Source organism: Mycobacterium bohemicum DSM 44277, assembly GCF_001053185.1.
GTDB lineage: Bacteria > Actinomycetota > Actinomycetes > Mycobacteriales > Mycobacteriaceae > Mycobacterium > Mycobacterium bohemicum.
Window position 1 is genome coordinate 98002 of sequence record NZ_CSTD01000006.1, and the last position, 24881, is coordinate 122882.

Annotated in this window: 20 protein-coding genes and 2 pseudogenes; 14 read left to right on the forward strand and 8 right to left on the reverse strand. The window is 65.7% G+C overall.

Annotated elements, in window-relative coordinates:
• Positions 1 to 86: 86 nt before the first annotated feature.
• From acnA to BN971_RS22280, 5 genes and pseudogenes are all read left to right on the forward strand, one after another.
• A complete protein-coding gene (gene acnA / locus BN971_RS22250) occupies positions 87 to 2894 on the forward strand; it encodes an aconitate hydratase AcnA (protein ID WP_085180598.1) in 2808 nt (935 codons plus the stop codon).
• 206 nt (positions 2895 to 3100) lie between these two features.
• Positions 3101 to 4597, forward strand: coding sequence for an NAD(P)/FAD-dependent oxidoreductase (locus BN971_RS22260; protein WP_211704236.1), 1497 nt, complete (start codon positions 3101 to 3103; stop codon positions 4595 to 4597).
• Positions 4598 to 4734: 137 nt separating this feature from the next.
• Positions 4735 to 5854, forward strand: a pseudogene (gene tal, locus BN971_RS22265) (transaldolase).
• A gap of 238 nt (positions 5855 to 6092) precedes the next feature.
• Positions 6093 to 6407, forward strand: a complete 315-nt coding sequence (locus BN971_RS22270) for a carboxymuconolactone decarboxylase family protein (protein WP_085180595.1) — start codon at positions 6093 to 6095, stop codon at positions 6405 to 6407.
• A gap of 516 nt (positions 6408 to 6923) precedes the next feature.
• Complete coding sequence (locus BN971_RS22280) at positions 6924 to 7364, forward strand: VOC family protein (RefSeq protein WP_085180594.1); 441 nt, start codon at positions 6924 to 6926, stop codon at positions 7362 to 7364.
• 41 nt (positions 7365 to 7405) lie between these two features.
• Here the strand turns inward: BN971_RS22280 and BN971_RS22285 are convergent, their stop codons facing one another.
• The 4 genes from BN971_RS22285 to BN971_RS22300 are packed head-to-tail and all read right to left on the reverse strand — an operon-like array spanning position 7406 to position 11331.
• The gene (locus BN971_RS22285) at positions 7406 to 8668 is read right to left on the reverse strand and encodes a dihydrolipoamide acetyltransferase family protein (RefSeq protein WP_170322218.1); all 1263 of its coding nucleotides are present in this window, start codon (positions 8666 to 8668) and stop codon (positions 7406 to 7408) included.
• 11 nt (positions 8669 to 8679) lie between these two features.
• Entirely contained in the window at positions 8680 to 9663 is a 984-nt protein-coding gene (locus BN971_RS22290; protein WP_211279803.1) for an alpha-ketoacid dehydrogenase subunit beta, read from the reverse strand.
• 5 nt (positions 9664 to 9668) lie between these two features.
• Positions 9669 to 10769, reverse strand: a complete 1101-nt coding sequence (pdhA, locus tag BN971_RS22295) for a pyruvate dehydrogenase (acetyl-transferring) E1 component subunit alpha (protein ID WP_085180592.1) — start codon at positions 10767 to 10769, stop codon at positions 9669 to 9671.
• A 55-nt stretch (positions 10770 to 10824) separates the two neighbouring features.
• Entirely contained in the window at positions 10825 to 11331 is a 507-nt protein-coding gene (locus tag BN971_RS22300; RefSeq protein WP_211279797.1) for a CBS domain-containing protein, read from the reverse strand.
• Positions 11332 to 11635: 304 nt separating this feature from the next.
• Between BN971_RS22300 and BN971_RS22305 the strand changes: the two genes are divergently transcribed.
• The 3 genes from BN971_RS22305 (at position 11636) to BN971_RS22315 (ending at position 12862) form a co-directional block, all read left to right on the forward strand.
• Positions 11636 to 12103, forward strand: coding sequence for an OsmC family peroxiredoxin (locus tag BN971_RS22305; protein WP_085180591.1), 468 nt, complete (start codon positions 11636 to 11638; stop codon positions 12101 to 12103).
• Positions 12104 to 12119: 16 nt separating this feature from the next.
• Entirely contained in the window at positions 12120 to 12593 is a 474-nt protein-coding gene (locus BN971_RS22310; RefSeq protein ID WP_085180590.1) for a hemerythrin domain-containing protein, read from the forward strand.
• Between the two features lie 77 nt (positions 12594 to 12670).
• A complete protein-coding gene (locus tag BN971_RS22315; protein WP_085180589.1) occupies positions 12671 to 12862 on the forward strand; it encodes a ferredoxin in 192 nt (63 codons plus the stop codon).
• Between the two features lie 261 nt (positions 12863 to 13123).
• Here the strand turns inward: BN971_RS22315 and BN971_RS22320 are convergent, their stop codons facing one another.
• Complete coding sequence (locus BN971_RS22320) at positions 13124 to 13891, reverse strand: DUF2249 domain-containing protein (RefSeq protein WP_085180588.1); 768 nt, start codon at positions 13889 to 13891, stop codon at positions 13124 to 13126.
• Positions 13892 to 13986: 95 nt separating this feature from the next.
• On the opposite strand from BN971_RS22320, the gene BN971_RS22325 reads away from it, so the two are divergent.
• From BN971_RS22325 to BN971_RS26790, 3 genes and pseudogenes are all read left to right on the forward strand, one after another.
• Positions 13987 to 14694 carry a helix-turn-helix transcriptional regulator gene (locus tag BN971_RS22325; protein ID WP_085180587.1) on the forward strand — a complete coding sequence of 236 codons (708 nt, stop codon included), beginning with the start codon at positions 13987 to 13989 and terminating at the stop codon, positions 14692 to 14694.
• Positions 14684 to 15775: a hypothetical protein gene (locus tag BN971_RS22330; protein ID WP_085180586.1), complete on the forward strand. Its 1092-nt coding sequence runs from the start codon at positions 14684 to 14686 to the stop codon at positions 15773 to 15775. The genes BN971_RS22325 and BN971_RS22330 overlap by 11 nt, the downstream gene beginning before the upstream one ends.
• Positions 15772 to 18305: pseudogene (locus BN971_RS26790) on the forward strand (multicopper oxidase domain-containing protein). The gene BN971_RS22330 and the pseudogene BN971_RS26790 overlap by 4 nt, the downstream one beginning before the upstream one ends.
• 17 nt (positions 18306 to 18322) lie before the next feature.
• On the opposite strand, the gene BN971_RS22340 reads toward BN971_RS26790, so the two are convergent.
• The 3 genes from BN971_RS22340 to BN971_RS22350 form a co-directional block, all read right to left on the reverse strand.
• Positions 18323 to 18697 carry a DUF488 domain-containing protein gene (locus tag BN971_RS22340; protein WP_085180584.1) on the reverse strand — a complete coding sequence of 125 codons (375 nt, stop codon included), beginning with the start codon at positions 18695 to 18697 and terminating at the stop codon, positions 18323 to 18325.
• A 128-nt stretch (positions 18698 to 18825) separates the two neighbouring features.
• The gene (locus BN971_RS22345; RefSeq protein ID WP_085180583.1) at positions 18826 to 19158 is read right to left on the reverse strand and encodes a cupin domain-containing protein; all 333 of its coding nucleotides are present in this window, start codon (positions 19156 to 19158) and stop codon (positions 18826 to 18828) included.
• 120 nt (positions 19159 to 19278) lie between these two features.
• Positions 19279 to 20688: a WS/DGAT/MGAT family O-acyltransferase gene (locus BN971_RS22350; protein WP_085180845.1), complete on the reverse strand. Its 1410-nt coding sequence runs from the start codon at positions 20686 to 20688 to the stop codon at positions 19279 to 19281.
• 529 nt (positions 20689 to 21217) lie between these two features.
• Between BN971_RS22350 and BN971_RS22355 the strand changes: the two genes are divergently transcribed.
• The 3 genes from BN971_RS22355 (at position 21218) to BN971_RS22365 (ending at position 24878) form a co-directional block, all read left to right on the forward strand.
• Positions 21218 to 22225: an Acg family FMN-binding oxidoreductase gene (locus BN971_RS22355; RefSeq protein ID WP_085180582.1), complete on the forward strand. Its 1008-nt coding sequence runs from the start codon at positions 21218 to 21220 to the stop codon at positions 22223 to 22225.
• 453 nt (positions 22226 to 22678) lie between these two features.
• Positions 22679 to 23941, forward strand: a complete 1263-nt coding sequence (locus tag BN971_RS22360; RefSeq protein ID WP_085180581.1) for a cytochrome P450 — start codon at positions 22679 to 22681, stop codon at positions 23939 to 23941.
• 25 nt (positions 23942 to 23966) lie between these two features.
• Positions 23967 to 24878 carry an alpha/beta fold hydrolase gene (locus BN971_RS22365; protein WP_085180580.1) on the forward strand — a complete coding sequence of 304 codons (912 nt, stop codon included), beginning with the start codon at positions 23967 to 23969 and terminating at the stop codon, positions 24876 to 24878.
• Positions 24879 to 24881: the final 3 nt, after the last annotated feature.

Genomic DNA, 24881 nt, shown 5'->3' on the forward strand with positions numbered 1-24881 from the left:
GTGTCGCTTATTGAAACCCCTGTCGCCAATCCGCTTGTCTGACTACGTTGGTGAAGGACTCGCTTACAACCGGTGAGGTGAATGCGATGGCATCGAACAGCTTTGGAACCCAGGATCAGCTCACGGTCGACGACGAGACGTACATCATCCACCGCCTGGCACGGATCGACGGCGCAGCCCGGTTGCCGTACAGCCTGAAGGTCTTGCTGGAGAACCTGCTCCGCAATGAGGATGGGCGACTGGTCACCGCCGAGCAGGTCAGTGCACTGGCCGCCTGGGATCCAACCGCCGACCATGGCCGGGAGGTGGCGTTTACCCCCGCGCGGGTGCTGATGCAGGACTTCACCGGGGTGCCATGTGTGGTGGATCTGGTCGCGATGCGCGATGCCATCGCCGAACTCGGCGGGGACACCAAGCGCATCAACCCGCTGTGCCCGACCGAGTTGGTGATCGACCACTCGGTGATCGCCGACGTCTTCGGGCGCTCAGATGCGTTCCGTGTCAATGCCGAGCTGGAGTTCGAGCGCAACGCCGAGCGCTACCAATTGCTGCGTTGGGCCCAGCAGGCATTTGCGGACTTCAGTGTGGTTCCCCCGGACACCGGGATCTGCCACCAGGTAAATCTCGAATACCTGTCTCGGGTGGTGTTCGCCCGCGACAGCGCAGAAGGAACGCTGGCATACCCGGACACGCTGGTCGGTACCGACTCGCATACCCCGATGGTCAACGGGTTGGGCGTGCTGGGCTGGGGTGTGGGTGGTATCGAAGCCGAGGCGGCCATGCTCGGCCAGCCGATGAGCATGCTGATTCCGCAGGTGTTGGGTCTGAAGCTGACCGGCGAGCTGCCGCCCGGTACCACCGCGACCGACTTGGTGCTGACCGTGGCCGAGCTGTTGCGTCGTACGGGTGTGGTCGGCAAGTTCGTCGAGTTCTACGGCCCCGGGGTGGCCAACGTACCGCTGGCCAACCGGGCCACCATCGGCAACATGAGCCCTGAGTACGGGGCCACCTGCGCGATTTTCCCGATCGATGACGTCACGCTGGACTACCTGCGGTTGACCGGGCGCCCCGAACCCCGGATCCGGTTGGTGGAGGCCTACGCCAAGGAGCAGGGCCTGTGGCATGAGACCGGCCACGAGCCGACGTTCTCGCAGACGATCGAACTAGACCTGAGCACGGTGGAGCCGTCGGTCGCCGGGCCCAAGCGGCCGCAAGACCGCATCCCCCTACGTGTCGCTCCCCAAGCCATCGCCGCGCTGCTGTCCGGTCAGACCTACGCCGAAGCGGTGGAAATCGGCCTGGACGAGGCATCCGCGGAGTCGTTTCCCGCGAGCGATCCGATCGCGGTGAGCCGCGACCGCCCCGGCGACCTCCCGCACGCGCCGCAAACCAACGGTGACGGGTCCAACTGGCCACGGAATCCGGTCGAGATCAGCTTGGATGGAGATCCGGTCAGCGTCGACAACGGGCATGTGGTGATCGCCGCGATCACCTCCTGCACCAACACTTCCAACCCGTCGGTGATGGTAGGCGCAGCGCTGCTAGCGAAAAAGGCGGTGGAAAAAGGGCTGACCCGCAAACCGTGGGTCAAGACCTCGCTGGCCCCTGGGTCCCGCGTGGTCACCGACTACTACGAGCGAGCCGGGCTGACACCGTATTTGGACAAGCTCGGCTTCAACCTGGTGGGCTATGGCTGCACCACCTGCATCGGCAACTCCGGACCACTGATTCCCGAGGTGAGCCAGGCGGTGACCGACAACGACCTGATCGTCTGCTCGGTGTTGTCGGGAAACCGCAACTTCGAGGGGCGCATCCATCCGGAGTGCAAGATGAACTTCCTTGCCTCGCCACCCCTGGTAGTCGCGTACGCATTGGCCGGCACTCTGCATGTGGACCTGCTTCGCGACCCGCTGGGCACCGGCAGCGACGGACAACCGGTCCACCTGCGCGACCTCTGGCCATCGACCGCCGAGATCACGCAGGTGATCGACAACTGTATTGAGGCCGGGATGTTCAGCAAGGACTACGCCGACGTCTATACGGGCGACGACCGCTGGTGCTCGCTACCGGTCCCCGACACCAACACGTTCCAGTGGGATCTCGGGTCGACCTATGTGCGCAAGCCGCCGTACTTCGACGGGATGGGCCGCGAACCCGAGCCGGTCACCGACATCACCGGTGCGCGCGTACTCGCCAAGCTGGGTGACTCGGTCACCACTGATCACATCAGCCCGGCCGGGTCGATCAAGGCCGACTCGCCCGCTGGCAACTACCTCACCGAGCACGGAATCCAACGCAAGGACTTCAACTCCTACGGCTCGCGGCGCGGCAACCACGAGGTGATGATCCGCGGCACATTCGCCAACATCCGGCTGCGCAACCAACTCGCCCCGGGTACCGAAGGCGGGTGGACACGCGACTTCACCCAACCCGGCGGTCCGATGGAAACGATCTACGACGCGGCAGTGAATTACCTTGACGCCGATACACCACTGGTGATGCTCGCTGGCAAGGAGTACGGCTCCGGCTCATCGCGCGACTGGGCCGCCAAGGGCACCGCCCTGCTCGGTGTGCGTGCCGTGATCGCCGAGTCCTACGAACGGATCCACCGCTCCAACCTGATCGGCATGGGCGTCCTGCCCCTGCAATTTCCGGACGGGCAGAGCGCGGACTTGCTGGGCCTCACCGGTGAAGAGACCGTCGACATCACCGGTGTCGACGCGCTCAACGACAAAATCCCCGACACCGTCCACGTCAAAGCAGGTGAGGTCGAGTTCGACGCCGTGGTACGCATCGACACCCCCGGCGAGGCCGACTACTACCGACACGGCGGCATCCTGCCCTACGTCCTGCGCCAACTGCTCGGCACCAGACGCTCCATCGAGCCGTCTTGACAGCGTCGAGGCGACGATATGCCAGCGGAGACGTCCTGGGGGGAGTGCCAGCACCGAGTGGTGAGCAACCGGGAGGTCATTCCCGCCATTGCGGAGCTGTGGCTGGCACCAACGATGCCCACTCTGCCGTACCACGGCAGGCAGTTTGCGCATCGTCGCGGGCAAGGAGCCAAAGACATGCCGGACAGGGCTTCGGATGATCACGCGTGCCCCGGCGCGATCGCCTCGACGATGCAACCCGCCCGCATCGGCCAGGTGACGGTGCCGGCCCAGCCGTCCGGGAGGCGATGATGCGTCTGTTGCCCGGCCACCGAAACCTTTCCTCGGCAGGCACCGCCGTGCCCCACGTCCTGATCGTCGGTGCCGGATTCGCCGGCTTTCATTGTGCCCGCGAACTCGAACGCCGCATGCGGCCCGGCGAGGCCAGGGTAACGATGGCCAGCCCCACGGACTACATGCTGTACAGCCCGCTGCTACCGCACGTCGCGGCCGGCATTCTCCAACCCGCCGACATCGCCGTCTCGCTGCGCCGCACCCTGCGCCACACCTTGCGGGCTCCCTGTCGGATCGTGGGCGTGGACCTGGCTGATCGGGTCTGTATCGCCCACAGCATCGACGGCTGCGAACACGCCGTGCACTGGGATCGGCTGGTGCTCTGCCCCGGCGCGATAACCCGCACCTTCGCCATACCCGGCCTCGACCGGTACGGGCGCGGTATGAAGAGCCTGGCGGAGGCGAGCTATCTGCACGATCACGTGCTCGCCGAACTGGAACTGGCCAACATCGTCGATGACGAACACCGCCGCGCCGCCCACTGCACCTTCGTGGTCGTCGGGGCCGGTTACGCCGGCGCTGAGACGGCGGCCACCCTGCGCGCATTCACTCGCCATGCGGTGCGCCGGTTCATCAACCTGCGGCCTGGCGACGTGCGCTGGATCCTCGCCGACGTCGCTCCGCGCGTGCTGCCCGAGCTCGGGGAGCAGCTCGGCGAACATGCGCTGCGTGTGTTACGCCAGCAAGGCATCGACGTCCGGCTTAAGACCAGCATTACCCGGGTCGACAACGAGTGTGTGCAGCTGTCCGACGGGCAGGTAATCGCATGCCGAACGCTGATCTGGACCGCGGGCATCACCGCGAACCCACTGCTCGGCACACTCGGGCTCGACACCGGCCGCGCCGGCCGGCTGATTGTGACGCCCGAGCTGCACACCGCGCAGCGACCAGACGTGTTCGCCGCCGGCGATGCCGCGGCCGTTCCAGACCTGACCAAACCAGAAGGCGCAGTCACACCCCCGACCGCGCAGCACGCCCAACGGCAAGGAATTACACTGGCCCGCAATATCCTTGCGTCGCTGCGCGGTGAGCCTTTGCGCGCCTACCGGCACCGCGACCTCGGACTAGTCGTCGACCTCGGCGGCATGCGCTCGGTGGCCCGCCCCCTGGGCCGCAACCTCACCGGGTTGCCCGCGCAACTGGTCACCCGCGGCTACCACCTTGCGGCCCTGCCCTCCCTGCGCAGCCGCGCCAAAGCCGGCGCCGACTGGCTAATCCATGCCGGCCTCGGCGAGGACTTCGTGCGGGTCGGCCTGCTCGACACTGCGCCTACCGGCCCCTGTGAGCAGGTTGGCTACCTGTCCGCAGACCAGGCCAGCACGCTCGCGGCGAGCCTGCCACCCAGCTCGGCACCGCAGGTTCTCCGATGAACCTGGCCGCACCAGTCGCCGCGCGCATACCGGCCCCGTGTCGAAGCTACCCGACTCGATCGGCCATGATTCGCTGGTCACCCGCCCAGGATCGGGTTCACACTGGCGGTACACCATGACCAGGCGCGGGGTATCTCATGGCTAATGCATTGACAGCACTAAGCGACGCCGGGGTGTCCATCTGGCTAGATGATCTAAGCCGGGAGCGGCTGACCTCCGGCAGCCTCGCCGCCATGATCGACCAGCAGCACGTCAGCGGAGTGACGACCAACCCGTCCATCTTCGCCAAAGCGATCGGACAGACCACCGCCTACCACCCGCAGATACAGGACCTGACCGCATGCGGCGTCCACGCGGGTGAGGCACTGCGCGCGCTGACCACATTCGACGTCCGCTGGGCCTGCGACGTGCTGCGGCCGGTGTACGACGCGACCGACGGCGTCGACGGCCGGGTGTCGATCGAAGTGGATTCCCGTCTGGCCCATGACACCGCAGCAACGATCGCCGAGGCCCGTGCGCTGTGGTGGTCGGTCGATCGGCCCAACCTGTTCATCAAGATCCCTTCCGCCCGCCAGGGCCTGCCGGCGATCACCGCATGCCTGGTGGAGGGAATCAGCATCAACGTCACGCTCAATCTTTTCCCTCGATCGCTACCAGCAGGTGATGACGGCATTTCTGGACGGCATGGAGCAAGCCCGGCGAGCTGGTCGGAACTTGCACGACATCGTCTCGGTTGCTTCGTTTTTCGTCTCACGGGTGGACACCGAAGTCGACACCCGGCTGGACAAAATAGGCACCGACGAAGCCGCGGCGCTGCACGGCAAGGCCGCTATCGCCAATGCACAGCTGGCCTACCAGCGCTACGAGCAGGTGATCGCGACAGGCCGGTGGCAGGCGCTGCAGGCGACCGGCGCGCGACCGCAACGCCCGTTCTGGGCGTCGACCTCGACAAAGGACCCGGCCTACTCCGATACCGGTTACGTCGTCGAGCTCGTCGCCCCGGGGGTGGTCATCACCATGCCGCAGGCAACGCTGCGCGCGGTCGCCGACCACGCAGTGATTCCTGCCGCTTCAGTCCGGGACCACTACGCGGGCGCATAGGATGTGCTCGACCGATTGGCGGCGATCGGAATCGACTACGACGACGTGGTCACCCACCTCGAGGACGACGGGATTGAAAAGTTCGACGCCGCTTGGGATCACCTCGCCAACCAACTCGCGGACGCCCTGAGCAATGACCGCGAGCGCATGACATGACGACGGCCAGCGACACCGCCGCGCTTCAGGTGATGATCGCCCAGCTTCGGGTCGACTCCATTTCGAGTAGTACCGCCGCCGGGTCGGGCCACGCAAGTTCGCCGATGTCGGTTGCGGACCTGATGGCGGTGTTGCTGGCATCGGCGCACCCCACATCGTCGTCGCCGCGAAGCGAGTGCTCAACGCATCCTGACGACGCAGTCCCAGACAGAAAGGTAAGGACGCCACGACCGAGACCATGTACCACCCCACCACCCCGGAGATCCACAAACTCCGCAAGGAACTCGTCCCGCACACCCACGACGCGTTTGAGGCATTCAGCCAGGCGGTGTTCGCCGAGGGGGCCTTACCGGAGAAGACCAAACAGCTCATCGCGGTCGCGGTCGCGCACAGCACCCAATGCCCTTACTGCATTCGCGGCCACACCCGGCTCGCTCGCCGGAAAGGTAACAGCGACCAAGAGATCATGGAGGCCATCTGGGTCGCCACCGAGATGCGCGCCGGCGCCGCCTACGCCCATGCCACGCTGGCCCTCGAGGAGCTCGCTAAATAACCAGGGAGACAAGAACATGGCGACCGGGCATCAGCGTCTCGACGTCGACCGGGTCGACCCGAAAACACGCCAGGCTGTCTTGGCGACGCAGGCCTATGTCTGCGCTGGCGGGCTGGATCCACGACCGTACGAATCGGTCAACGTCCGCGCCTCGCAGCTCAGCGGGGTGCCTTCTGTCCAGGCATGCACGACCGCGACGCCCGCTAAGCCGGTAAGGACCAGCGACGTCTCAATGGCTGGTGCGCGTGGCGGGAAGCTCCCGAGCTGTTCACTGATGTCGAGCGGGCCGCGCTCGCCTTGTCCGCGGCGGTCACCCGCATCGGCGACGCCGGCGTCCCCCGTGCAAGTCTGGAACGATGTGACCAGGTACTTTGACGAGCCTGGAATCGTCGACCCGTTCCAGTCCCCAGCGACGATCAGCGTGTGGAATCGGCTGGCAATCACGATCCGCCGGCGGCTGGCCGACGTGTCTGTGGCTACCTGAACGTCCTCGAGATTAGGAGGCTAAATCACGCTATGGTCAGCGAAAGCACCGGCCCGCAGGCCGGCCCCGCCGTGGATGTCGCATCGTGTGTTATCCGGGTGTCGAACTTGGACCAATCGCTGAAGTTTTACTGTGATGTGTTCTCGTGCCGCGTGCTCATCCATGAGCCCGATATGGCACTGCTGTTGACGCCCAACGGTTTTCAACTCTATCTGCGCGGCGATAACCGCGTACGGCGTCGTGGTGCTGCCACGATCGGTGTTCAATACCTGATGTGGGCCACCGACAGCCAGGCCGATCTGGATCGGATCATGCAGCGTCTGCGGGCCTACGATGTCGCCGCGTTTTCCTACGTAGAAGGCGGGGTGACTTTTGTCGAGGGTTGTGATCCCGATGGTGGACGCGTAATCGTGGCCTATCCGAGCCCCCGGCAGCTGCCACGCGAGGTGATCGCCAACCGGCTTCACGGTTAACCGGAGGCACCCGGCGCACACCTACCGCCCCTGACAGCCCCTCACGCCATGATGCGCAGCGGGTGTTCGAGGATGTGCACCAGGGCCTGTAGGAATTCCGCGGCCGTCGCACCGTCGAGCACGCGGTGGTCGATGGACAGGGTGAGCTTCAATGTGGTGGCCGCGCTGAGTTGACCGTCGCGGACGACGGCCTCTTGCTGCACTGCGCCGACGGCGAGGACTGCGGCCTCGGGTGGGTTGATGACGGCGGTGAAGTGGTCGATGCCGTACATCCCGAGGTTGCTGATCGTGAATGTGCTGCCGGTCAATTCGTCGGGTGTGAGCCTGCCAGCTCGTGCCCGTTCGATGAGGGTATGGGCCTCGCCGGCAATCTCGGTGAGGCTTTTACGGTCCGCGTCGCGGACAACGGGTACCAGCAGCCCGTTGTCGGTAGCGACGGCGCAGCCGATGTTCACTTGGCGGTGCTGGATGAGGTGGTCACCGCCCCACGACGAATTGACGTGGATGTGGCTACGTAGGGCTACGGCACAGGCCCGAATCAGCAGATCGGTGATGCTGATTTTCGGTCCGCCGTCGAACAACTCCGCGTTGAGCTCGGCGCGCAGCTTCTGCAGCGCGTCGACGTCGGCGACCGTGGTGAGGTAAAAGTGCGGTGCCGCAGCGCTTTCGGTGAGCCGCTGTGCCGTGATTCGGCGTATCGACGAGAGCGGTACTTGTTCGTCGCCTTCGGCGGTAGCCGGTGCCGGTCTGGCTTTGGGAGTCGCCGGGACCGTAGCCGATGAAGCCGGCGTTGAGGTAGTGGTCTGGCTTACGGCGCCTTCGATGTCGGCGCGCACGATACGTCCGCTGGGGCCGGTACCTTTGACGCTGGCCAGATCGATTCCGTGTTCGTGTGCCAGCTTGCGCACTAGTGGAGTGGCACGCACCGCCGCGGCGGCCATGGGTGTTTGGGTGGGGCCGGCTTCGGGGGGTGCCGCAGGGGATGCGGGTGTAGGTGCAACGGCAGCTGCGGCGCCATCGGTTGGAGCGGTGGAGACCACTTGGCCGCCACCAGGTTCGGCGCCGCCGGTCTGATCATCGATGACGGCGATGGGCTGGCCGATGGGCACCGTACTGCCTTCGGGAGCGATTATTCGGGTCAGCACCCCGCTGTCGTAGGCTTCGAGCTCCATGGTGGCCTTGTCGGTCTCGATTTCGGCGAGTGTGTCGCCACGCCGGACGATGTCGCCTTCGTGCTTGAGCCATTGCCCGACAACACCTTCGGTCATGGTGTCCGACAACCGCGGCATCAGCACATCTGGCATCAACGGTCCTCTCAGTAGGCGAACCGGCTGGCGTCGAGAACCTCACCGATGACCTTGGTCAGGTCGGCGGCGTCGGGAAGGGCCGCCAGCTCGAGCGGCTTGGCATAGGGCAGTGGGACTTCGGCGGCAGCGACCCGGCGGATCGGGGCATCGAGATAGTCAAATGCGCCCTCGGCGATTGTTGCCGCGATCTCAGCGCCGACCCCGTAGCTAAGCCAGTCGTCTTCGAGGATGACGGCCCTGCTGGTCTTGCGCACCGACGCGCAGATCGTCTCGCGGTCCAGCGGCCGCAAACTCCGCAGATCGACCACCTCGATCGACACGCCGTCGGCCTCGAACTGGCGGGCGACGTCCAAAGCGATCACCGTCGAGCGCGAGTAGGCGACGACCGTCAGGTCGGTTCCCGGCTTGGCAATCGAAGCCACCCCGATCCGACCGATCTGCTCGCCGTCGGGAACCTCGCCCCTGGTGTTGTACAGCGCCAGATTCTCTAAAAACAGCACCGGGTCGTCGTCGCGGACGGCGGCGGTAAGCAGCGCCTTGGCATCTGCCGGGGTGGCGGGGGTGACGACTTTCATCCCGGGCACGTGCGCATACCACACCTCCAGGTTCTGCGAGTGTGTCGCCGCCAGCTGCTGTCCGCCACCCCCCGGGGTGCGGATCACCAGTGGCACCGACACCTGGCCCGCGAACATCGCGTGCATCTTGGCGGCGTGATTGACGATCTGGTCGATAGCCAAAAGGCTGAAGTTGATCGTCATGATCTCCACGATCGGTCGCATGCCCAGCATCGCTGCGCCGATCGCAGCACCGACGAATCCTCCCTCGCAGATCGGTGTGTCAACCACCCGGGTGGGCCCGAATTCGGTTAAGAGCCCGGCGGTGATCTTGTAGGAGCCTTCGAAGACACCGATCTCCTCGCCGATGAGAAATACCGACTCGTCGCGCAGCAGTTCAGCGCGCAGCGTGTCGTGCAGGGCTTGCCGATAGGTCATCACGGTCATGGCTGCCCCAGCGAGAGCGCGATCACCGGATCGCCGGGCAGTTGGTGTGGCGCATTGGCAACCGCCGTGGCATAGACGTAGTCGAAGAGCTGATCGGCACTGGGGTCGGGGCTGGCATCGGCGAAATCCACGGCGGCGTCGATCTGCGCCTCGGCCTGTTCGTCGATGTGCTGAGCCGCCTTGTCGTCGAGGATGCCGGCATCGACCAAGCGCCGACGAAACGCTGGAACGGGATCGAGCGCGCGCAGTCGCGCAACCTCGTCGCGGGAGCGGTACTTGTCTGGATCCACCACCGAGTGGCCGCGCAGCCGCTGGCACACTGCCTCGATTAGGCCGGGCTGACGCTCGGTCCGGGCGCGCGATAACGCAGCCCTGGCCGCATCACGCACCGCGAGTACGTCGTCACCGTCAACCCGTTCCCCGGGGATCCGGTAGGAACAGCCCCGCTTGTACAGGTCGGGTTCTGCCGCCGCTTTTTCCACCGGGGTCCCCATACCCAAGCCGTTGTTGACGATCACGTACACGATCGGCAAATGCCACAGCCCGGCCAGGTTGAGGGACTCGTGAAACGCGCCGATGTTGGTGCTCCCATCGCCAAGCACACACATCACCGCCTGCGCGCCGGGACCGGGGCTTCCGCGATAGGTGAGCGCCAGTGCCGCACCGGTGGCCGGCGGGATCTGACCGCCGACGATGCCGTATCCCCCAAGCAGGTGCAGCTTGCGGTCGAACAGATGCATCGAGCCGCCACGGCCCCCGGACACACCAGTGGCCTTGCCGAAAAGCTCCGCCATGACACGGCCAGGCTCGAGCCCGCGGGCAAGGGCATAGCCGTGATCGCGATAGGTCGCAAACAGGTAGTCGCGGGACTCGAGCGCCGCCATCAGGCCGACCACGGTGGCTTCCTCGCCCACATTGAGGTGGCAGTACCCACCGACTTTCGCCCGCTGATACATCTCCGCTGCCCGCGACTCGAATGCCCGGATCAGCGCCATCTGCCGGTAGTAGCCGCGCAGTGTCTCCGCGGGTTCCTCGGCCAGCAATCCGCCGAGTGCAGCGGATTCGGGTCTGGGGCTTGGCGTGGGCGGGATTGTCATTGCCCTCCTGCTTCGGTGATATCACGCAAACGGGGTTGTCCGGCCAGACACCCGCTTAGGCACCGGGGGGTTGCTCCTGCAGCACGAACTGCTCGCTCGTTGCCTGACACTTCGGACACATGCCGGGGGGATGCTCACCGCGCACTGGCTCACCGCATACCTGGCAGACCCATTCGGTGGCCATCACGGCCACCAGGTCATGGCGGCTCACGATCCCGACCACGCGACCCTCCTGCACCACCGGAACCCGGCGGATACGCCGGTCGACCAGCAGGTGGCGGATATCGTCTGCGGCACACTGCGCGCTCACACTGATCACCGCTGTCGTCATGAGATCCGCCGCTGCTGCGCCGGTTTTGGAGAGCAGGTCATGCTCGCTGACAAGCCCCAACAACGTGCCAGTTCTATCAACGACAGGCACCCCGCTGACCCGGTGCCGCGTCAGGGTGTCAGCTACCTGTTGCGTTGATGCGTCAACCGTGACGGTGATCACCGGCGAGGTCATGATGTCGCCGGCTGTCAGATGTCCTAGCGACACCGCGGTGCTGTCCGGCGGATACACCTTCGCAGGGTACGCCTGTGGGGTTTCAGATATCAGGCATCTGCGCCAACCGTGACCGATCCGGGCCATCGCTACCGCTCACCTACGCAATCGCACTGCGATAGTTCGTCAGTCGACAAGTGCCTGTCTTTACGGCGTTCCGTAAAGAAAGTCCCGAAGGGGCCGGTAAGCAATCGACCGCTCGCTTCGACCGCATGACTCACTCCTGACAGCCGCTCTAGCCAACACGCGTGGCGACGTTCTAGAGTTTACACAAGTCGTACCTGTAAAAACATTGCGGGTTCCAGATAAGGGGTCGAGGAGTATGAGCATTGCGGAACGGGCCACGCAGATCACGTGGGAAGGCCCGCTGGCGTCTGGCGAAGGCAAGCTGTCGGAGGGCAGCAGCGGAGCGCTGGATGGCCTGCCGTTGACCTGGGCTTCCCGGACTGAGCAGCCTGGCGGCAAGACCAGTCCGGAAGAGCTGGCGGCAGCAGCGCATTCGTCGTGTTTCGCGATGGCGTTGGCGTTGAAGTTGGGCGAGAACCACACGCCGCCACAGCGACTGGATGTCACAGCCACCGTGATACTGGAGGCCGTCGACGGAATCCCGACGATCACAATGTCGCGGCTGAAGGTCAGCGCGCAGGTGGCCGGGCTGGACGCCGAGGCCTTCGCGGCCGTGGTGGACCAGGCTGCTGCCCTGTGTCCGGTGTCGCGATTGTTCGCCGGCGCCAAGATCAGTGTCGATGCCGAGCTCGACAAGACCGAATCTCCCCGCCCCACAGACTGACGCAGAGGAGCACATCATGCCCAGGTTGGCGCTGTCTGCCGCCCTGAAGCGGGAACACCGCGAAATCGACAGTGGGATAGAGGCTTTCCTCGAGAAGCTCGACTGCGGCAGCGTGCAGTCCGAGCTTCTGACCCCGGCGTTGGAAGCGCTGCACCGGCACATCTACCTGGAGGAGGTGTTTCTGTTCCCGCCGATCCGGGAGGCCGGGATGGTCATGCCGCTCTTCGTGATGCTGCGCGAGCATGGCGAGCTGTGGCGCACCATGGACACCCTGGTCGATCTGCTTGCTGAGGGAAAAGACCGCCAGCGCCTGGCGGATACCTGTGATCAGCTGATGGAACAACTTCACCAGCACAATTCCAAAGAGGAGCCGATCATCTATCCGCATGCCGACACCGACCTGCCACTGCAAACCAGTGCGGAATTGACCCGGTTCATCCAGACCGGCCGCACTCCCGATGGATGGGTGTGCCAGCACGCAGCTGTGTGACACTTTCACACCAGTTGACTGTTCCAGTCTCTTGGTCGGTACAACGGCCTGGTGAAGTCGGACCCAAGGAGGATCTCATGCGCGTCGTGGTAGACCGTGATCGCTGTGAGGGCAATGCCTTCTGCGTGAATATCGCGCCGGAGGTGTTCATACTCGACGATGACGAGTACGCCGTGGTCATCGCCGAGCCCGTCCCCGTCGAGCAGGAGACGCTCGTCGAGCAGGCCATCACCGCGTGCCCTCGCGCGGCCTTGTCCCGCGAAGACTAGAGGAGTTCAGCGGCGAGCTCGTCGTAGTCCCGGCGAATTACGTTGGTATCAACGAGATGTCGAGCTGGTCTTTGGTTGCACTGGCATGCTCCCACGCTAGTGCCATCACCGACCACGACACACCGAATTGTCAAAATCATCTGTCACAGAGCCGGTTTAGTTAAAGCTATGGTCACCACTGTGCACCGGTGGCAATGCGCTTCGGTGCGGCTGGCTGGTTGAAGCCAGCCCGGTGGCCGCGGCGATGCCGCCTGCAGTCGGCTACCGCTTGGTCAGCCGCAGCCGCCACGCCTCCGGCCCGCGCTGCTCGTAGTCGACGTCGAGCCGGCCCGAGGCGCGTTGGTCGAGTTGGTGCAGCAGGGGAATCGGGTCATGGTGAGCCACCAGCACCAGTGCGCCGCCGACCGGAACGGCGTCGAACGCGCCGAACACGGTGGCGTGCCGGATCGAGTGCGGCACCTCGCGGACGTCGAGCACGGGATCGTCGGTGTCGGATTCGCCGCAGCCGCAGGTGTGTGATGGCTCAGCACCGGTGCTGGGGTGGTGATGACCGAGGAGTTCGTGCATGCCGTGGGTCACCTCAACGAGGGAGACCTCCGGATCGGCGGCCACGATCGGCAGGATCCGCTCGTTCTCGTCGGTCAGGTGTGCGTCGAACAACACCCGCAGGGCGTGGCCGCACGCGGCCGCGCGCACCGGTGGCTCGATGCGGATGCGCTCGACGAGTGCGCCGATGATGCGGTGCACCGCGATCATCGATTCGACCAGGGGCCGGGCGCGCTCGGTGCGGGTGGCGGCCGGGTAGAGGCGCTCCTCTTCGGCGGCGGCGTGCGGCAGCAGCTCACCGGTCAGGAAGACCAGGGCGGCGGCTCGCGCCGGCTCGAAGTCCGCACCGCGCTCGACCGCCCACAACATCGCATCGGTGAGCACCGCAAGCTGCCCGGCGAGCTGCGCGTGATGACTCTTGATGGCTTCGACCGCCTCGGCATCGGCAGCTGTGGACGCGACGATCACATCGTTGGCCGGCATGTTCGGTTCCTTTCCGTTGAGTCCGATAACTCCGCTGAGCGGATGTGACTCATTGCCCTATGTGCATCAACCCATAATTTACTACAGTTATTTCCGTGAAAAAAGGGTCAGCGGTCCTGGGCCCCGAACCGACGCCGGTTCGCGGGGTTCCGGTGGCGCTGTCCGGGCAGCGGCTCCGAGTGCTCGAGTACGTGCGTGCGCACTCCCCCGTCCGGGTCGCCGACGCGGCCGCCGGTCTCGATCTGCACCCCAACACCGTCCGCGAACACCTCGACGCGGTCACCGGACTCGGGCTCGTCGAGCGCACCACCGCGACCGCACCCGGACGGGGACGTCCCGCCAGCTTGTACCGGGCGTCGGCCGCCGACCCCGCCGTCGCGGTCCGCGATTACGCGGGTCTGGCGACCGCACTGGCCGGTCATTTGGCGCGCACCAGCGCCCACCCGGAGCGCGACGCGCGCGCCGCCGGCATCGAGTGGGGACGCGAACTCGTCGACGAGCACAGCCAAGCTGGCGGTGATCCGCGGCAGTCCGTGCTCGAGCTACTAACTCGCCTCGGCTTCGCACCGGACGACGAAGACACGCCGGACGCACGCCGAGGCATCGCGCTGCGCCGTTGCCCGTTGCTCGACGCGGCCCGCCGCTACCCCACCGTCATCTGCCAGGTCCACCTCGGCATCGTCGAGGGAATGCTGGAGCGACTCGGCGCCCGCAGGCGACGGGGACTCGATCTCATTGCGTTCGCCGAACCCGGCGCCTGCCGGCTGTTCCTGCCCGATCCCGTTGTGCGACATGACGACTGACCGCCGAATCCCGCCCCGGGCACTGCTGTTGGCGCCTGGCGGGTTCGCGCTGTTGGCCGGACTCGACGCGGCACTGGTGCTGCTCGGCCTGCCCGCACCGACCATCACGACCCGGCTGGCCGAGGTGCACGGCATCCTGCTGGTGCTCGGGTTCGTCGGCACGGTGGTTGCGCTGGAACGAGCCGTGGCCGCGCATCGGGGGTGGGCCTACCTAAGCCCGATGTTTCTCGGCGCCGGCGCGGTGCTGCTGGCTATCCCGGCACCCCGCAATCTTGGCGGCGTGCTGCTGCTCGCCGGATCCGCGATGCTAGTTGCGGTGTACGTGTCGCTATGGCGGCGGTCCGCCGACGTGGCGGTGCTGGTCCAGGTCGCCGGCGCGGTGCTGGCGACCGGCGCGGTGCTGTTGTGGCTGGGCCGTGTGCCGATCCCCGACCTGCTGCCCTGGCTGTCGGGATTCCTGATCCTCACGATCGTCGGGGAGCGCCTCGAGCTCGCCCGCGTGGCGATGCTCGGCACCCGGGCCGAGGCGCTGCTCACAGTCGTCGCAGTGGCGATGGTCGCGGGCACCGTCGCCGCGTTGCTGTGGCCGGTGGCCGGCTATCCGTTGCTCGGCGGGGCACTGTTGGCGGCGGTGGTGTGGCTGGGCCGGTTCGACGTCGCCCGCCACACCGTGCGGGCAACGGGCCTGACCCGCTACATGGCGGTGTGCCTGATCGCCGGTTACGGATGGCTACTGGTACCGGCGTTGACCTGGTTGCTGGTCGGCCAAGTCCGCTTCGGCACTGGCTACGACGCGGTAGTGCACGCGGTGATGCTGGGATTCGTACTGTCGATAATCATGGCGCACGCACCCGTGATCCTGCCGGCCGTGCTGCGTCGCCCGCTGCCCTACACCTGTTTGATGTATGGCCCGGTGGCGCTGTTGCACCTGTCGCTGCTGCTGCGCCTGGCCGTTGGTGACGCACGCGGCGTCCAGTGGGCCGTGCAGGCGGGCGGCGTGCTGAACATCGTGGCCGTGCTCGGATTCATCGCCGTCGCCGGCTATTCGGCGACGCGCGCAGCCAATCGGGTGCCGGCATGAACCGCTCGGGATGGCACCTGCGCGCCGGGGCGGTCGTGTTCGCCTGGCTCGCCGCACTCCTCGTCGTGGCGGTCGCCCACCGGTTCGTTCCGCTATCCGGCTGGCTGCTGATCCATCTGCTGGGGCTGGGCGCGGCCAGCAACGCGATCCTGATCTGGAGTCGGCATTTCGCCGATGCGCTGCTGCGCCGGCCGCCGGACCCGGCACGGACCGCGGAAGTGTTGCGCATCGCGGCCTTCAACGCCGGTGCCGTCACGGTGGTCGTTGGCATGCTCGGCCGGTGGTGGCCGGTCGTGCTGGTAGGCGGGGTCGTGGTCGGCGTCGTCGCCCTGGCACACGGGGCGACACTCCTACGGCAGCTGCGCACCGCGTTGCCGGCCCGCTTCGGCGTCACCGTGCGCTACTACGTCGCCGCGACGGCGTGCCTGGCGATCGGCGCGGGGCTCGGGGTGGCGATGGCGAATTCGGCGCTGCCGGGCGACATCCACGAGCGGTTCGTTATCGCACATGCGGCGGTAAACCTGTTCGGCTGGGTAGGGCTCACCGTGCTGGGCACCCTGGTCACCCTGTGGCCAACGATGCTGCGCACCCGGATGGCCGCCGGAGTCGAGGTGGCCGCTCGCCGCGGCCTACCGGCGCTGCTGACCGCCCTAGCCGTAGCCGCCGCCGGTGCGGCGGCGGGCTCACCGCTGATCACCGGCGCGGGCGCCGTCGGCTACCTCGGCGCCGTCGGGTTCGTCCTGCGGCCGCACCTCGACGAGATCCGCCGCAAACGGCCCGGCGACTTCGCGACCCTGTCGGTGCTGGCAGGCGTGGCCTGGCTGACCGGATCGCTGGCCTTCGCCGCCGTCGCACTGGCGACCTCACCGACCTGGCCGGCGGCGGTGGTGGCGGCAGGCGACCTCACCGCGGCGGTGCTAGCCGGCTTCCTGGTGCAGGTGCTGCTCGGGTCACTGACCTACCTGACCCCCGTCGTGATGGGCGGGCGCGCCGCCACGCTGGCGGCCGGCGCCGAACTCGAGCGGGGCGCCCCCTGGCGGCTCACCGTCGCCAACGCCGGACTGCTGCTCTGCGTCCTTCCGACCCCAAGTCTGGTGCGGGTCGCCGCGTCGATGCTGGTGCTGGTGTCCTACGCGGCCTTCCTTCCGCTACTGGTTCGGGCGGTGTGGCGGGCACACCGGAATCGGGACACACCATCGACTCCGGGCCAACCACACGTGGCACCGCCGCGGCGACGGCTCGGCGCCGCTGCCGCCGGACTCGGGCGGCACCGGCGCCCAGGGAGCCGGCGATGGCCCGCGTCGCCGTGGCCGCCACCGGACACACCACCACCGCGTCGGTCCGAATCGAGGGCATGCACTTCGTGCCCGACACGGTCGAGGTCCCGGCCGGAGACCGGCTGCGGATCACCCTAGTCAACGGCGGCACCGACCACCACGACCTGGTGCTGTCCAACGGCACCCGCACCGGCCGGATCGCGCCCGGCGAGTCGGCGGTCCTCGACGCCGGAGTGATCGGCTCCAGCCTCGACGGCTGGTGCGCGGTGGCCGGACACCGGCAGATGGGCATGACATTTTCGGTCCGGGTGACCGGCACGCCCACGCCCACCATGCACCCGGGCCACAACAACCCGGCGGCCGACGCGCCGATCTCCGCCAGCGACATCGCCCGCAGCCTCGGCGCCGACCCGGGTCCGGGCTTCACCCCGCGTGACGCCACACTGCCCCCGGCAACGGCCGATCACCGCATGACTCTGCCGGTGAGCGAGATCGAACGGGAAGTCTCCCCCGGGATCACTCAGCGGCTGTGGACTTTCGGCGGCACCGCACCCGGCCCCACGTTGCGCGGCAAGGTCGGCGACGTCTTCGAGATCACCCTCATCAACAACGGCAGCACCGGGCATTCAATCGACTTCCACGCCGGGGCACTGGCCCCCGACACACCGATGCGGACCATCCAACCCGGCCAGCGTCTGGTGTACCGGTTCACCGCGACGCGGGCAGGTATCTGGCTGTATCACTGCTCGACGATGCCGATGTCGCTGCACATCGCCAACGGCATGTTCGGGGCGGTGATCATCGACCCGCCGGACCTGCCGCGCGTCGACCGCGAGTATGTGATCGTGCAATCGGAGATGTACCTCGGGGCGCCCGGCGGCTCTGCCGACATGGATAAGGTCGCCGCGGACAAGCCCGACCTGGTGGTGTTCAACGGCTACGCCCGGCAGTACGACTATGCGCCGCTGACCGCTCGGGTGGGCGAGCGGGTCCGCATCTGGGTGCTCGTTGCCGGACCGAACCGCGGCACCTCCTTCCACGTCGTCGGGGGACAGTTCGACACCGTGTGGTCCGAGGGCGACTACCGCCTCCGCCCGGGCGCAGGCGGCGCCCAAACGCTCGGCCTGTTCCCGGCCCAGGGCGGATTCGTCGAACTGACCTTCGGCCAGCCCGGCCGATACCCATTCGTGTCACACGCGATGGTCGATGCCGAGCGCGGCGCCCACGGCATCATCGAGGTGGCATCGCGATAACCTGCGGGCCGGGCCGTTCAGCGATTGCGGCCGGATGTTTCGCCGAGCCATCGCGCCAGAACAGCGGCCTGACTGTGATCAACGTCGCGGGTAGCCGTCAGCAATACGACGTCGCCGTTATGGGCGATTTCTTTGAGATGTTCGACAGCGGTACGACGTTGCGGTGACTTCAACTCCGCCAGATAGCGGCGCCGGAACTCGGCGAACTTCTCGGGTTCATGGGAATACCATTGGCGCAGCTCAGTCGAAGGCGCGACATCGCGCAACCACTCGGTGAGGTCGAGCGCTTCTTTCCTCATGCCGCGTGGCCACACCCGGTCGACCAGCACGCGTGCGCCATCAGACGGCGAAACCTCGTCGTAAACCCTGCGGTAAGAGATATGACCACTCATGGCTCACCCCACTGGATCTCATCGGAGAGTTTACTCCGGTCGCATGTCGCGACCGGACGACATCGACTGGAGTAGGCGGGAAACCCTGGCAAAAACCGCGGCCACCACATCGGCGTGGTTAGTCTCAGCTAAACGTTTTTGGCGACGGTCAACAAGACGACTGAGTCTTCGACGGCCTCGAGACCGTGCCGGCTCGGCGGGATCACCAAGTGATCGCCCGGGGCTCCGTCCCAGCTCGTATCGGGAACCGTCAGCCGGATGCGCCCTCGCAATACCTGCAAGGTGGCCTCGCCGGGGCTGTCGTGGTCGGAAAGCGCTGTTCCCGCGGTCAAGGCAACCAGGGTTTGCCGCAGGGTGTGTTGGTGGCCGCCGTATACCGTGTGTGCGCTGCGGCCGCTGGCGGCCCGGTGCGCGGCCGCCAACTGTTCGCGTGCCAGCGCGGTGAGCGAGATCTTGTCCATCGGGTTGGCTCCTTCCTGGTCACAAAGCATATGCCGCAGTGTGGCAACTCAGTGGTGGCGGCACGGGAAACCAAATCGACTGCCTGACGCGGTCTTAGCTTCATTACTACGGTCGTGGCCCTAGACGTTGACGACGAGTGACAGTCCTCGGCGGCCACGTAAGGTCTTGCGTTGCTTGCTGATCGCCACCAGGCGTGCCACCGCGACTTCGATTCCGCGGGTCAATGCGTCGATATCGGCCACGGTATCGTAGTCGGCGAGGATGCCGAAGAACAGGTCCTCGGCGTAGCTGAGCATTGCCACGCCGGTTCGTAGTTGCATCGCGATCGGCGGGACCGGGAAGACGCTGAGCACCCGTTGACCCATGAGTTGCAGCGGTTGACGAGGACCGGGGACATTGGTTGCCAACGTCGTGACGCCGCGCTGCGGCAGCCGCGTCAACAAGGCGACCGCCCATGCGGTTAGGGGGAACGGAATGCGATTGGCGATTGACACGAATGCGTGACCCGCCTGGCGTTGCCCGTGCGACTTCGTGCGATCCAATCGCGAATGGACGATCCGTAGCCGTTGCACCGGGTTCTGCTCGTCGACCGGCAGGTACGGCAGCATCACCGAGACGCGGTTGTCAGTTTTATCGATCGCGTCGGCAGAGCGCATCGATACCGGCACCAAGGTGCGAAGCGCATCGGGCAAGGGTGCTTCGCCCCGCTGGACGAGGATGTTGCGATAGCTTTCCGTGATCGCGGCCAGTGCGACATCATTGATGGTGACATCGAAGGTCTGGCACACGTGCGCGATGTCGGCTAGTGGAACGCGCGCAACGCTGTAGCGGCGCAAATTGGTGATCGGCCCGTTCAGCGACGTCGTGGTGGGGCGGAGCAGACCGGTGGCAATTTCGGCAGCACCCAACGCTGTGCGGGCAGCGGTGGCCGTGATGGCAGCCGATGCATTCCACAGGCCACCCAGCACGCTAAAGGGATTCACGCCCGGTATGGCCTGCAGGAGTCCTTGTACCTTGGGTTCTTTGGCGCCGCGGATGTGGCTTGCGAAGCTTTCGCCGATGCCGTCGTCGCACAGCCCGGCGAGCATGTGGGTGGCGGCGATTCCATCGGCCATGCAGTGGTGGATCTTGGTGAGCATTGCCCACCGGTTGTCGCTGAGGCCTTCGATGATCCAGATTTCCCACAGCGGTCGATCCCGGTCGAGGCGCCGGGAAATCACGTCGGCAGCCAGGTGGAACAACTCTCGGTCGTCACCGGGGTGCGGCAATGCGATGTGCCGTACATGACGGGTGAGATCAACGTCCGGATCGTCCACCCATTCGGGTGCACCGAAGTCGAACGGGCGCGTTCGCAGGCGCTGTCCGAACCGGGGGCATGCACGGATCCTCTGTGCAAGCGTCGCCATCAGCGCATCACGGTCCGGGATCGGCCCCTCGATGACCGCCAAGCCACCGATTGCCAAACTGACATGCCGGTCGGCGTCTTCTGCCTTGAGAAAACCCGCGTCAAGGGTTGTCAATTGGTCCACGACCACCACCTCCCGCCGTTATATGCAACTTGGGGTAACACCATTCTCCGTGGGGCACCGGTTTCGATAGCAGGGCCAAAAGTCCCCGAGCCTGGGCCGGTCATGCAGTCACATGCGTAGCGCCAGCACAACCGCCGGCAGGATCGCGCCCCGGCATGCTGTTGCACCAACTTAGGGGCACCTTGCCGGCGCCGCCGTCTGGCGCCCGGTGGTCTGCGTTCACATGATCTCGTGAACGTTGTCGTCATCGCCCCAAGCTCCCTCTCGCCAGTTGCCTATCGGCTATTTAAAGGATATTATTCATTAATAATAGTGCATAGCGCAAGAGGCCGAGCTTCACGCAGCGAGTGCGCGGGTAATGGCTGAAGGCATGGGGCACAAGAGAAAACCGGAGGTGGTCGTGTTGGACACCATAGGGACAGCCAAGGACCATCGAGAATGCAGTAAAGATGGCGCGCCTTCGTGGTCTGGTATCGGCGATGTGGTCGCGCGACGTGCTGATACGAACGCAGCCAAAGACCCCGTCGCCATGAACACCCAGGTTTTCCCGGATACGCAGGTGATCCGTACGGTACTGGCGCTGGCTACCCGGGCACCTTCCATCGATAACACGCAGCCGTGGCGGTGGCGAGTGGATCGCACGAGTCTGCATTTGTACTCCGATTTGGGCATGCAGCTACCCAAGACCGACCCCGATGGCCGGGATTTGATTTTGAGTTGCGGTGCAGCGCTTAACCATTGCGTCATTGCTTTGGCGGCCATGGGTTGGCATGCCGGCGTGCATCGCTTACCTGATCCGGCCGACCCTAGCCACCTCGCGACTATCGAGGCGTACCCACACGCCCCTGATCGCGTCGACCTCACCCTGGCGGCGGCAATCACGCAACGCCGAACCGATCGGCGAATTTACAGTGCTCGCCCGGTTGCGGCCGGTGATATCGCCTCGATGGCTGCCCAAGCCGCTCGGATGGAGGTCATGCTGCGCCAGGTCGACGCCATGGAACAACTGCGCGAGATCGTCAGGCAAGCTGCGCGTGCTCACGCGACCAACCGCGATTACCTCGTCGAGCTCACCAGGTGGAGTGGGCGATACGGATCACGGGCCGGTGTGCCAGCCCGCAACGTCCCGCAGCATGACTGCAGCGCACCAGTGCCTGGACGCATCTTTGCGGGGGCGGGCCTGCCGCAGCCGCCGGGCGCCTCGCCCGCCGATGACAAAGCTGTCATCTTGGTGCTGGGCACCGAGACTGACGACCGTCTGGCTCAACTTCGCGCCGGCGAGGCGGCCAGCGCACTACTGCTGACCGCAACGGCGATGGGACTGGCCACCTGCCCGATCACCGAACCTCTGGAAATCCCGATAACCCGCGACGCTATCCGCTTCGACGTGTTGGCCGCCGAAGGACATCCCCAGATGCTGCTGCGGCTGGGCTGGGCACCAGACAACGCGGACCCCTTGCCGCCAACGCCGCGGCGTGAGCTCGCCAGTGTCGTGGAGTGGTCGCACGAAACCGAGCAACTAGGGTGCATCAGCTGAACATCCGGTCCAGATCGTGGCGGCTCATGGAACAGTGCCGCGCGGCAGCCGATACCACACCCGCCGCTTCGGCGCCCCCTGTTAACCGACGATCAGCGACGCCGGGCACCGGTTGCCACCGTCAAAGGCTGGTCGCCCGGCAGACACCGGCGTCGAACAATCTCACCCCGCGACCGCCGTCCGCATCGCTGACGGCATCCTCGCCGATCGCCCGAAATCTGATGGCCAGCCGCATCCCATCAAGCAGATGACGATCCTAATGTCGGCGAAGCACTCTCCCCCCGCGGCCTTGAAGCGGGACGACATACACGAACCGACGGGCACCTACCGCTACAGGGGACCACTCTGGAACACGTTCTATTCACTGATGAGCGGAAGTGACAAAAGTATCTACTGCCTGCAGTATTCTGCGAGTTAAATCGGACTAGATGCTCTCATTCGTAGGAGGTCGTGATGGCTCGGCCGAACCTGGTGTCTGGCTTCGATTTCACTGATCCTGACATCTACGCCCACCGCCTGCCGGTCGAAGAGCTGGCTGAGCTGCGCCGGACGGCGCCCGTGTGGTGGTGTGAGCAGCCTCCAGGCAAGGCCGGAGGGTTCAACGATGGTGGCTATTGGGTGGTGACCAAGCACAAGGATGTCAAGGAGGTGTCGCTGCGCAGTGATGTGTTCTCCAGCTGGCAAAACGGTGTGATCCCGCGATTCAACGACGACATCGCTCGCGACGACATTGAGGTCCAGCGGTTCGTGATGCTCAACATGGATGCACCGCACCATACGCGGCTGCGCAAAATCATCTCGCGGGGGTTCACGCCGCGGGCCATTGGCCGGCTGCGTGATGACCTCAACGAACGCGCGCAGAACATCGCGAAGGCCGCCGCCGCGGAGGGCTCCGGCGACTTCGTCGAACAGGTGTCGTGTGAGTTGCCGCTGCAGGCGATCGCCGGATTGCTCGGCGTGCCGCAGGAGGACCGTGGCAGGCTGTTCGAGTGGTCCAACGAGATGACCGGCAACGCCGACCCCGAGTACGCCCACATTGACCCGAAGGCCACTTCGGCGGAGTTGATCGCCTATGCCATGCAGATGGCCGCGATCAAGGCCAAGAACCCGGGTGATGACATTGTCACGTCGTTGATCGAGGCCGACATCGACGGCGAAAAGCTGTCCGACGATGAATTCGGTTTTTTCGTGGTGATGCTCGCGGTGGCTGGCAACGAGACCACCCGCAACACGATCACCCAAGGCATGATGGCGTTCTGCGATTACCGCGACCAGTGGGAGCTGTTCAAAAGGGAGCGCCCGGAGACCGCGGTCGACGAGATTGTGCGCTGGGCCAGCCCGGTGACGTGCTTTCAGCGCACCGCGCTTGCCGACTACGAGCTGTCCGGGGTAACGATCAAAAAGGGCCAACGCGTGCTGATGTTCTACCGCTCGGCCAACTTCGACGAGGACGTGTTCACCGACCCGTACACGTTCAACATCCTGCGCAACCCCAACCCGCACGTCGCATTTGGTGGCGGCGGCGAGCATTACTGCATCGGCGCTAACCTGGCCAGGCTGACGATCGACCTCATGTTCAACGCCATCGCTGACCACATGCCCGATCTCACACCAATCTCAGCGCCGCAGCGGCTGCGATCGGGGTGGCTCAACGGCATCAAGCACTGGCAGGTCGACTACCATGGCACCGGCCCACGATCCAGGGCAACGCGCTGAACAGCCAACCACGTTCTCGCCCACGATGCCAGAGCTGACCGCCTACCACAACGGCATTCGTCTTTGCTTCGAGCACACCGGCCGCGTCGGAGATCCGCTGCTGCTGATTGCCGGTCTTGCGGCCGATATGCACTACTGGCACGACGATTTCTGCGCCGCCCTCGTGCAGAAGGGATTTCAGGTCGCACGGTTTGACAACCGGGATTCGGGTCGATCCACCCATCTGGACGCGGTCAGCGCTCCGTCCCGACGGGCGGCGCGACGCGATCCAGCGGCTGCCCCCTACAGCCTTGAAGACATGGCCGAGGACGTGGTCGCGGTTCTCGACGCGCTGGGCTGGGCTTCGGCGCACATTGTGGGGCACTCGATGGGCGCGATGATCGCCCAAAGGCTGGCCATCGGCTACTCCACTCGGGTGCGGTCGCTGACCTGTATCAGCACGACACCGTTTCCCGACATTGGCCGCCTGAGCGTGATGACCATGTTGCGCCTGTCGTGGGCCGCTCCCGGCGTGCTCACCGGCAAACCACCGCGCGGACCTGCCGAGGCGGGTGAACTGCTGGTGCGCCAGCACCGTGTCATCGGCTCGCCCGGCTATCGTCTTGATGAAGGCTGGCTACGTCACCTCGGCGAACTGATGTATGCCCGAGGCGGATTCGATCCAGCGGCGCGGGCCCGCCAAACTGCGGCCATGATGGCCGGCACCGACCGCCGACCCGACCTTGCACACCTGCGCATCCCCTCGGTCATTTTGCACGGTCAGCAAGATCGGCTGATCCGCCCTAACGGCGGACGCGCAACAGCCGACGCCATTCCTGGCGCGGAACTGGTCCTCCTGCCAAGAATGGGCCATGACCTACCAAAACCACTGTGGCCCCCTATCATCGAACAGATTAAGAATGTCGCCGATCGCGCTCGAGCGGTCAGCCCATCCTGACGG

Bases quoted from the DNA above. Each gene is read 5' to 3' on its own strand.
- acnA (WP_085180598.1), top strand. From the start codon at position 87: ATGGCATCGAACAGCTTTGGAACCCAGGATCAGCTCACGGTCGACGAC.
- BN971_RS22270 (WP_085180595.1), top strand. From the start codon at position 6,093: ATGTACCACCCCACCACCCCGGAGATCCACAAACTCCGCAAGGAACTC.
- BN971_RS22280 (WP_085180594.1), top strand. From the start codon at position 6,924: ATGGTCAGCGAAAGCACCGGCCCGCAGGCCGGCCCCGCCGTGGATGTC.
- BN971_RS22285 (WP_170322218.1), bottom strand. From the start codon at position 8,668: ATGCCAGATGTGCTGATGCCGCGGTTGTCGGACACCATGACCGAAGGT.
- BN971_RS22290 (WP_211279803.1), bottom strand. From the start codon at position 9,663: ATGACCTATCGGCAAGCCCTGCACGACACGCTGCGCGCTGAACTGCTG.
- pdhA (WP_085180592.1), bottom strand. From the start codon at position 10,769: ATGACAATCCCGCCCACGCCAAGCCCCAGACCCGAATCCGCTGCACTC.
- BN971_RS22305 (WP_085180591.1), top strand. From the start codon at position 11,636: ATGAGCATTGCGGAACGGGCCACGCAGATCACGTGGGAAGGCCCGCTG.
- BN971_RS22310 (WP_085180590.1), top strand. From the start codon at position 12,120: ATGCCCAGGTTGGCGCTGTCTGCCGCCCTGAAGCGGGAACACCGCGAA.
- BN971_RS22315 (WP_085180589.1), top strand. From the start codon at position 12,671: ATGCGCGTCGTGGTAGACCGTGATCGCTGTGAGGGCAATGCCTTCTGC.
- BN971_RS22320 (WP_085180588.1), bottom strand. From the start codon at position 13,891: ATGCCGGCCAACGATGTGATCGTCGCGTCCACAGCTGCCGATGCCGAG.
- BN971_RS22330 (WP_085180586.1), top strand. From the start codon at position 14,684: ATGACGACTGACCGCCGAATCCCGCCCCGGGCACTGCTGTTGGCGCCT.
- BN971_RS22340 (WP_085180584.1), bottom strand. From the start codon at position 18,697: ATGAGTGGTCATATCTCTTACCGCAGGGTTTACGACGAGGTTTCGCCG.
- BN971_RS22345 (WP_085180583.1), bottom strand. From the start codon at position 19,158: ATGGACAAGATCTCGCTCACCGCGCTGGCACGCGAACAGTTGGCGGCC.
- BN971_RS22355 (WP_085180582.1), top strand. From the start codon at position 21,218: ATGAACACCCAGGTTTTCCCGGATACGCAGGTGATCCGTACGGTACTG.
- BN971_RS22360 (WP_085180581.1), top strand. From the start codon at position 22,679: ATGGCTCGGCCGAACCTGGTGTCTGGCTTCGATTTCACTGATCCTGAC.
- BN971_RS22365 (WP_085180580.1), top strand. From the start codon at position 23,967: ATGCCAGAGCTGACCGCCTACCACAACGGCATTCGTCTTTGCTTCGAG.